This is a genomic window from Xanthobacter sp. BG11Y11_SDJG (assembly GCF_057364445.1).
In genome coordinates this window covers 1-7,064 of sequence record NZ_JBNFNU010000220.1, presented here as the reverse complement: position 1 = coordinate 7,064, position 7,064 = coordinate 1, and the positions used below count along the sequence as shown (strand labels likewise).

At 70.7% G+C, this 7,064-nt stretch carries 10 protein-coding genes and 2 pseudogenes; 9 read left to right on the top strand and 3 right to left on the bottom strand.

The features are described from left to right. From AC2W7M_RS16500 to AC2W7M_RS16475, 6 genes and pseudogenes are all read left to right on the top strand, one after another. Positions 1 to 205, top strand: a pseudogene (locus tag AC2W7M_RS16500) (hypothetical protein); the annotation flags it as partial. Between the two features lie 196 nt (positions 206 to 401). Continuing rightward, a complete protein-coding gene (locus AC2W7M_RS16495) occupies positions 402 to 743 on the top strand; it encodes a DUF59 domain-containing protein (RefSeq protein WP_486133344.1) in 342 nt (113 codons plus the stop codon). Positions 744 to 879: 136 nt separating this feature from the next. Next, on the top strand, positions 880 to 1,587 hold the full coding sequence (locus AC2W7M_RS16490; protein ID WP_486133342.1) for a dienelactone hydrolase family protein: 708 nt from the start codon (positions 880 to 882) through the stop codon (positions 1,585 to 1,587). A gap of 24 nt (positions 1,588 to 1,611) precedes the next feature. Next, positions 1,612 to 1,944: a hypothetical protein gene (locus AC2W7M_RS16485; RefSeq protein WP_486133341.1), complete on the top strand. Its 333-nt coding sequence runs from the start codon at positions 1,612 to 1,614 to the stop codon at positions 1,942 to 1,944. 163 nt (positions 1,945 to 2,107) lie between these two features. Beyond that, a complete protein-coding gene (locus tag AC2W7M_RS16480) occupies positions 2,108 to 2,347 on the top strand; it encodes a hypothetical protein (protein ID WP_486133339.1) in 240 nt (79 codons plus the stop codon). 60 nt (positions 2,348 to 2,407) lie between these two features. Further along, positions 2,408 to 2,648: pseudogene (locus tag AC2W7M_RS16475) on the top strand (hypothetical protein). Positions 2,649 to 2,699: 51 nt separating this feature from the next. Here AC2W7M_RS16475 and AC2W7M_RS16470 read toward each other — a convergent pair. Next, complete coding sequence (locus AC2W7M_RS16470; RefSeq protein WP_486133337.1) at positions 2,700 to 3,653, bottom strand: DNA recombination protein RmuC; 954 nt, start codon at positions 3,651 to 3,653, stop codon at positions 2,700 to 2,702. 315 nt (positions 3,654 to 3,968) lie between these two features. Between AC2W7M_RS16470 and def the strand changes: the two genes are divergently transcribed. Genes def through truA form a run of 3 tightly spaced genes read left to right on the top strand, consistent with a single transcriptional unit; the run spans position 3,969 to position 6,257 of the window. Continuing rightward, complete coding sequence (gene def, locus AC2W7M_RS16465) at positions 3,969 to 4,487, top strand: peptide deformylase (protein WP_486133335.1); 519 nt, start codon at positions 3,969 to 3,971, stop codon at positions 4,485 to 4,487. Between the two features lie 48 nt (positions 4,488 to 4,535). Continuing rightward, a complete protein-coding gene (gene fmt, locus AC2W7M_RS16460; RefSeq protein ID WP_486133333.1) occupies positions 4,536 to 5,459 on the top strand; it encodes a methionyl-tRNA formyltransferase in 924 nt (307 codons plus the stop codon). A gap of 30 nt (positions 5,460 to 5,489) precedes the next feature. Continuing rightward, on the top strand, positions 5,490 to 6,257 hold the full coding sequence (gene truA / locus AC2W7M_RS16455) for a tRNA pseudouridine(38-40) synthase TruA (RefSeq protein WP_486133331.1): 768 nt from the start codon (positions 5,490 to 5,492) through the stop codon (positions 6,255 to 6,257). A gap of 99 nt (positions 6,258 to 6,356) precedes the next feature. On the opposite strand, the gene trxA is transcribed toward truA, so the two are convergent. Beyond that, positions 6,357 to 6,677 carry a thioredoxin gene (gene trxA, locus AC2W7M_RS16450; protein ID WP_486133329.1) on the bottom strand — a complete coding sequence of 107 codons (321 nt, stop codon included), beginning with the start codon at positions 6,675 to 6,677 and terminating at the stop codon, positions 6,357 to 6,359. A gap of 85 nt (positions 6,678 to 6,762) precedes the next feature. Beyond that, on the bottom strand, positions 6,763 to 7,064 hold a 302-nt coding region (locus AC2W7M_RS16445), incomplete at its 5' end, for a hypothetical protein (protein ID WP_486133327.1).

The following is a 7,064-nucleotide window of genomic DNA, read 5'->3' as shown; positions in this document are numbered from 1 at the left end:
TGGCGCGCCCTGGACGCCGGAGCCGCTGGCGGCGGACGGCGCCGCGCGGTTCGCGCTCTATACGCTCAAGGCGCTCGCCTTCATCCATCTGCGCCGCGAGGAGCCGCAGACCGCCGCCGCGATGCTCGATGCCCTGCGGGTGCTCGATCCCGCGGGCGCGGTGGGCTGGCCGGTGGTGGCGGAACTGGCCGAGGGGCTGCGCTGAGGCGCCGGAGCGCCCGCGATCCCGCGCCATTCGGTGTCGCGCACCCGCATGGCATCGCGCTTGCAAAGGTTTCCGCATGAGTCCGGAGGTATCGCACGCCCTTGCCGCTCCTGGGCTGACGGGGCGGCGCGCGGCTCCGGAGCCTATGGGCCGGCCCTCGCAGGCGCCTTGCGGCGCCAGGAAAGGCGGGAAGAGCATGACGGAACACGACATCGCCCTGGTGGGGTTCGAGACGCAAGCCATGACGGAGCGCGTGATCGCGGCGCTCCGCACGGTGCACGACCCCGAGATTCCCGTGAACATCTACGATCTCGGCCTGATCTACCGCGTGGATTGGCTGAGCGCGGCCTCGGTGGAGATCGACATGACCCTCACCGCGCCGGGCTGTCCCGTGGCCGGGCAGATGCTGACCTGGGTGGAGGAGGCCGTGCGCACCCTTCCCGAGGTCGAAGAGGTGAAGGTCAATCTGGTTTTCGATCCGCCATGGGACCGCTCCCGCATGTCGGAAGAGGTGCAGTTGGAACTGGGTCTTCTGTAATCGTCCAAGTATTGCCCAAGCGGTCGGCGAATTGTGCGCCGTGCGTTCGGAATCTGGCCTTTGAAATGCATGGGATGGGCGTTCACCGCCGCGGCGCGCGACGGCGCCGGGTGAACGCCAACCCATGAGGGCTGTCATGATCGAACTGACTGCGAGCAACGCCCAGACCTTCCCCGCCTACCGGGCGGACCCGCCGGAGGCGCCCAAGGGCGCGGTTGTCATTCTGCCGGAGGCGGTGGACCTCGGCGACGGCGTGCGCAAGATCGCCGACCGCTTCGCTGCGGAAGGCTATGTGGCGGTTGCGCCGGCGCTGGCCGCGGAAGCGGACACCGCCTGGTCGCTGTCCGCCGTCCAGGCGACGGTGGATGCGGTGAAGGACGCCGGCAAGGTGGCGGTGGTGGGCTATGACCGCGGCGGCTATCTCGCCTTCCTTTCCGCGAACGAGGTCAAGGGCATCGCCTGCGCCATCGGCTACTACGGCGAAGGTGTCTCCGGCACCCAGCGCGGCAAGTGCAAGGTGCCGACCTTGATGCATTTCGCCGAGGCGGATGAACGCATCCCGCTGGAGGAGGTCACGCAGTTCCGCTTCGTGCGGCCGGACGTGAGCGCCTTCACCTATCCCGGCGCCGGGCACGGCTTCGCCACCGAGGGGGCGTCGGGCTACGACGCGGACAGCGCCGGCATGGCGCAGGCACGCACGCTCGCCTGGATCGCGCAATATGTGCAGGGCCAGGCCCCCGTGACCATGAAGAATGCCGGCGCCTATGCGCTCGCGAAGACCGACAAGAAGGGCAAGAAGAAAGAGGCCGATAAGAAGGACGACATGGGCCCGCCTTTGGACTGACGCCGACATGGAAAGGGCCGTGGCATGAGCGTGATCGAGCACGATTTCGGCGCCGAGACGCGCCGCAAGGCGCGGCGCTTCCGCACCCTGCTCAGCCTGGATGCGCTGCACGAGCAGAACGTGCGGACCAACCCGCTGCCGTATCTCGAGCGCGCCAGCGAGCGCATCTTCCAGCTCGAACGCGCCTTGTTCGAGGCGGCGCTCGCCGGCCGTCCGGAGGCGCACGAGATCGCCGCGTCGGAAGCGATGGTGAGCGTCGCCGCAGCCGACTATGCCCGCCTCAAGGCCTGCCATGCGGCGGTGGAACAGGCGCTCGCGGCGCTGTGCTCGGACGCGTCGGACGACGGCGCGCCTTGATCGCCTGTTGGGAATTCGACGCGCCGCCCCGGTTCTGTGTGGCGTTCGCGACGCGCCGGTCCGCCCAAGCGGGCGGGCGTTCCGCAGCCGCGCTTCTGGCAAGCTCCTTGCTGCGTGCGCTGCGGAGGCGGGCGCAGGCGCCCGGCCGGCGGGGAGGCGCCGAATGTCGAGCGGATACTTTGTGGACTGGGACGGCAATGCGCGCAGCGTGGACGACCCCGGCGGCGGCTATCTGTGCGAGACCGACCTGCCGGCGCGCTACGTGGCGATCACCACCAAGACCGGCACGCTGGTGCACGAGGCGACCTTCTACAAGAGCCTCGCCGATATCGAGAAAGCAGGCATCAAGGCCGGCCTCGTGCCCGGCGCCCATCCCTGGGGACGCAAGCAGGACGGCTTCTGAAGGGCGCCTGGCCGGGGCCGATGGTCCCGCGCGGCGCCGGCTGCCGGAGGAGAAGGGTCCATGCTGCCGACCACCATCCTCGTGGACGAGACGCCCCGCTGCGTGGTGCGTCCCAATGACACCAAGGCGCTGAACCGGTTTCTGCGCAATGCGCGGCCCTATCTGCTGGGCGGACAGGCGGACGGCGCCATCACCCACCGCCAGGCGAGCGAGGACGAGCTCGCCCGCTGGCGCAGCGCCCTCGCGCTGCACCAGGCCTGGGGCGGGGCGGACGAGGATTTTCTTCGGCGTGCCCCTTTAGCGCGTCCGCCCGGGCGCGCCTCGTCCCCATCGCACCGCCGAGGCGGCGGCCTCACTCCGCCGCCGGCCGCTCGTCGTTCGCCGCCGTCGGCACGGCCATGGGCGTCGGCTGAGGGGGCGCCTCGAACTCCAATTGCTCCAGCCGCGTCCCGCGCCGGGCGATCTTGTCGGCGGAGACCAGCACCTTGGCGACATCCTCGCCCGCCAAGGCGAAATGCTTGCCGAGGTCGCCGACGCGCTCGCGCAGGCGCGCCACGTCGGCCACCAGCGCCCCCACCTCGGCGCGGATGCGGTCCGCCTGCTCGCGCATGCGCGCATCCTTGGCGATGGCCTGCACCATCTGCACCGCCAGCATCAGCAGCGAGGGCGAGACCAGCACCACCCGGCGACGGAACGCCTCCTGCACCACGGCGTCGAAATGCTCGTGGATCTCGCCATAGACCGATTCGGAGGGCACGAAGACGAGCGCGATGTCCTGCGTCTCTCCCGGCACGAGGTAGCGCTCGGCCACGTCGCTCACATGCTTCATGAGGTCGGCGCGCAGGCGCTGGGCGGCGGCCTTGCGCAGCTCGGCCGTCGCCGCCTCGCGGAACTGGGTGACGCCCTCCAGCGGGAATTTGGCGTCGATCAGCAGCGGGCGCGGATCGCCGGGCAGGAACACGGCGCAGTCCGGCCGCCGCCCGCTGGCGAGGGTATGCTGGAAGGCGAAGCTGTCCCTGGGCAGGCCGTCGGCGACGATCGCCTCCATGCGCGCCTGGCCGAAGGCGCCGCGCGCCTGCTTGTTGGCAAGGGTCTGGCGCAGGGAGAGCACCTGCGAGGAGAGGTCGGAGAGGCTCTTTTCCGCCTGCTCCACCAGCGCGAGGCGCTCGGCCAGCCGGGCGAGGCTCTCATGCGTCGCGCGGGCGGAGGACGACATGCTCTCGCCGAGCCGGTGCGAGGTGGCGTCGAGCCGCTCCGCCACGGCGCGGGCGAGCTCCCCCTGGCGGTGGGCCAGCGTCTCGCCCATGGACTCGGACCCGCCCCGCCGTCTCCGCCTGGATGCGCGCCAATTCGCGCAGGCGCCGCTCCAGCTCCAGCGCGCGCACCGTGTCCTGCGCATGGGCCACGGCCCGCGCGCCGCGACTGCCGCCACATGGCGGCGAGGAGGACGAGCAGCAGCACCGCCACGGCCGCCGCCCCGGCGGCGAGGCCTCGGCGGGGGTCACGGCACGGCCGGCAAGGACGAAGAGGACGTCGGACATGACTTCTTCTACTGCATCACAAGGCGTGAACAAAGTGCGAACACATTGACCATCCGCACGTCATCGCTTATCTGCCGCTTATGTCCATCCGGCCCATCCTCATCCTTCCCGAGCCCAAGCTGCGCGCCATCTCCAAGCCGGTCGAGAAGATCGACGCCGAGGTCCGCAAGCTGGTGGAGGACATGTTCGAGACCATGTACGACGCGCCCGGCATCGGCCTTGCGGCGATCCAGGTGGGCGTGGAGCGGCGGATCGTCACCATCGACACCGCGCGCGAGGGCGAGGACAAGAAGCCCATCGCCCTCATCAATCCCGAGATCGTCGCCGCTTCGGATGAGCTTTCGGTGTACAGCGAGGGCTGCCTTTCGATCCCGGAATATTACGAGGAGGTGGAGCGCCCGGCCCGCGTGGCGATCCGCTTCCAGGACCTCGAAGGCAAGCTGCGCGAGATGGAGGCGGACGGCCTGTTCGCCACCTGCGTCCAGCACGAGATCGACCACCTGAACGGCGTGCTGTTCATCGACCACCTGTCCAAGCTGAAGCGCGACCGCGTCATCAAGAAGTTCACCAAGCAGGCGAAGCGCGAAGCCGAAGGCTGAGCCGGCGCCGTTCTCCGCCGCCTCTGGCCGCACCGGACGAGACCACAGATGCGCATCGTCTTCATGGGCACGCCCGATTTCGCCGTGCCCACCCTCACCGAGATCGTCGCGCGCGGCCACGACGTGATGGCGGTCTATACCCGCGCGCCGGCGCCCGCCGGCCGGCGCGGGCTCGATCTCACGCCCTCGCCGGTCCATCGCATCGCCGAGGGCTTCGGCATTCCCGTGCGCACGCCGCGCACCCTGCGGAGCGAGGAGGAACTGGCCGCCTTCCGCGATCTCGCGCCCGAGGTGGCCGTGGTGGTCGCCTACGGCATGATCCTGCCGCAGGCGATCCTCGACGTGCCCGAACAGGGCTGCCTGAACCTGCACGGCTCGCTGCTGCCGCGCTGGCGCGGCGCGGCGCCGATCCAGCGCGCCGTCATGGCGGGGGACCGGGAGACCGGCGTCGCGGTGATGCGCATGGAGGCGGGGCTCGACACCGGGCCGGTGGGCCTCGTGGAGCGCATCCCCATCGGCCCGGACATGACCGCGGGCGAGCTGCACGACCGCATGATGCTGGTGGGCGCCGACCTCATGGCGCGCGCGCTGGCGGCGCTGGAGCGCGGCGCGCTCGCCTTCACGCCGCAGAAGGCGGAGGGCGTCGCCTATGCCGCCAAGATCGAGAAAAGCGAGACGCGCATCGACTGGACGCGGCCCGCCCGCGAGGTGCACGACCGCATCCGCGGGCTCTCGCCCTTCCCCGGCGCCTGGTTCCCCCTCGGCGCGGACGAGGCGCGGGTGAAGGTGCTGCGGTCCACCCTCGCAGAGGGGGCCGGATCACCGGGAACGGTGCTGGACGACGCGCTCACCGTCGCCTGCGGCGATGGCGCGGTGCGGCTCCTGGAGGTGCAGAAGGCGGGCAAGCAGCCGGCCGGCGCGGCGGCCTTCCTGTCCGGCAACAAGGTGCCGCCGGGAACGCAGCTCGCTTGACGCGGCGCCGCCCGCCGCGTCCCATCGCTCATGCCCCGCTACAAGCTCACCATCGAATATGACGGCACCCCGTTCTGCGGCTGGCAGGTGCAGGCCGGCCAGCCGACCGTGCAGGGCGTGCTCATGGAGGCGTTCGCGCGCTTCTGCGGGGAAGAGGTGACGGTCTCCGGCGCCGGGCGCACCGATGCCGGCGTCCACGCCACCGGGCAGGTGGCGCATGTGGACCTGTCGCGGGACTGGCGGCCCGACCAGGTGCGCGACGCCATGACCGCGCAGCTTCGCCCCCATCCGGTGGCGGTGCTGGCGGCCGAGAAGGTGGCGGGCGATTTCGACGCCCGCTTCTCGGCGGTGAAGCGGCACTATCTCTACCGGCTGGTGAACCGGCGCCCCGACCTCGCGCTCGACCGCGACCGCGCCTGGCGGGTGCCGAAGCGGCTCGATGCGGCGCGCATGCACGAGGCGGCGCAGCGGCTGCTCGGAAAGCACGATTTCTCCACCTTCCGCGCCGCCGAGTGCCAGGCCGCCTCGCCGGTGAAGACGCTCGACCAGCTGAACGTGATTCGGACCGGCGACGAGATCCGCGTCACCACCTCGGCGCGCTCGTTCCTGCACCACCAAGTGCGCTCCATGGTGGGCTCGCTGGTGCGCGTGGGGGAGGGGGTGTGGCGCCCGGACGATCTGGAGGCGGCGCTGAAGGCCGCCGACCGCCGGCGCTGCGGACCCATGGCGCCGGCCTGCGGTCTCTATCTGGTGGGCGTCGACTACGGCGCCGGGGACGGCACGGCAGGCGGGGGCTGATTTCCACGACAACAGGGCGCCGCGGCAAAAGGCCGGGCGCCCCGAGAACGGACCATCATCACCCGCCGTTCGGCCGGCGCTGGACGCCGGCCGAACGGTTCAGATGGCGGCGTTGATCCACTGCACCAGCTTCGCCTTGGGGGCGGCGCCCACCTGGCGGGAGGCGATCTTGCCGTCCTTGAACAGCAGCAAAGTCGGGATCGACATGATGCCGTACTTGGACGCGGTGTTGGGATTCTCGTCCACGTTCAGCTTCACGATGCGGACCTTCTCGCCCATCTCGCCGGACACCTCGTCCAGGATCGGGGCCACCATGCGGCAGGGGCCGCACCACTCCGCCCAGAAGTCCACGATTACCGGCGCGGACGACTTCAGCACGTCCTCGTCGAAGCTCTGATCGGAAACCTTTTCCACGGCCATGGCATACCTCGTAGGCGGCGAAGGGGCGAAATACCCGATGTTGATGCCGAACGTAGGGAGGCGCTCCCCTTCCCGTCAAGGCACGTCACGCCGAGGTGAGGCTCAAGAGGCGGGAGAGCGCCGCATCCAGCATCGACTGGGGCACGTCGATCACCACCGGGCCGGCGGTATAGACGAGCCGGGCGGCGATGGCCTGCCCCGGCAGCGCGCGGCCGAGCACGGCGGCGTAGGCGGCGAGCTGGGCGATATACGCGGCGTCAACGGCCGCAAGGCTTTCGGGCGGGTTTCGGTCGGTCTTTGAAAGTCGGCGAGCACCAGCGCCCCGGGGCCGGGGCACCAGCCCGGTCGATGCGGCCGTTTGACGGCGAGGCGCGCCCGTCGGCCGCG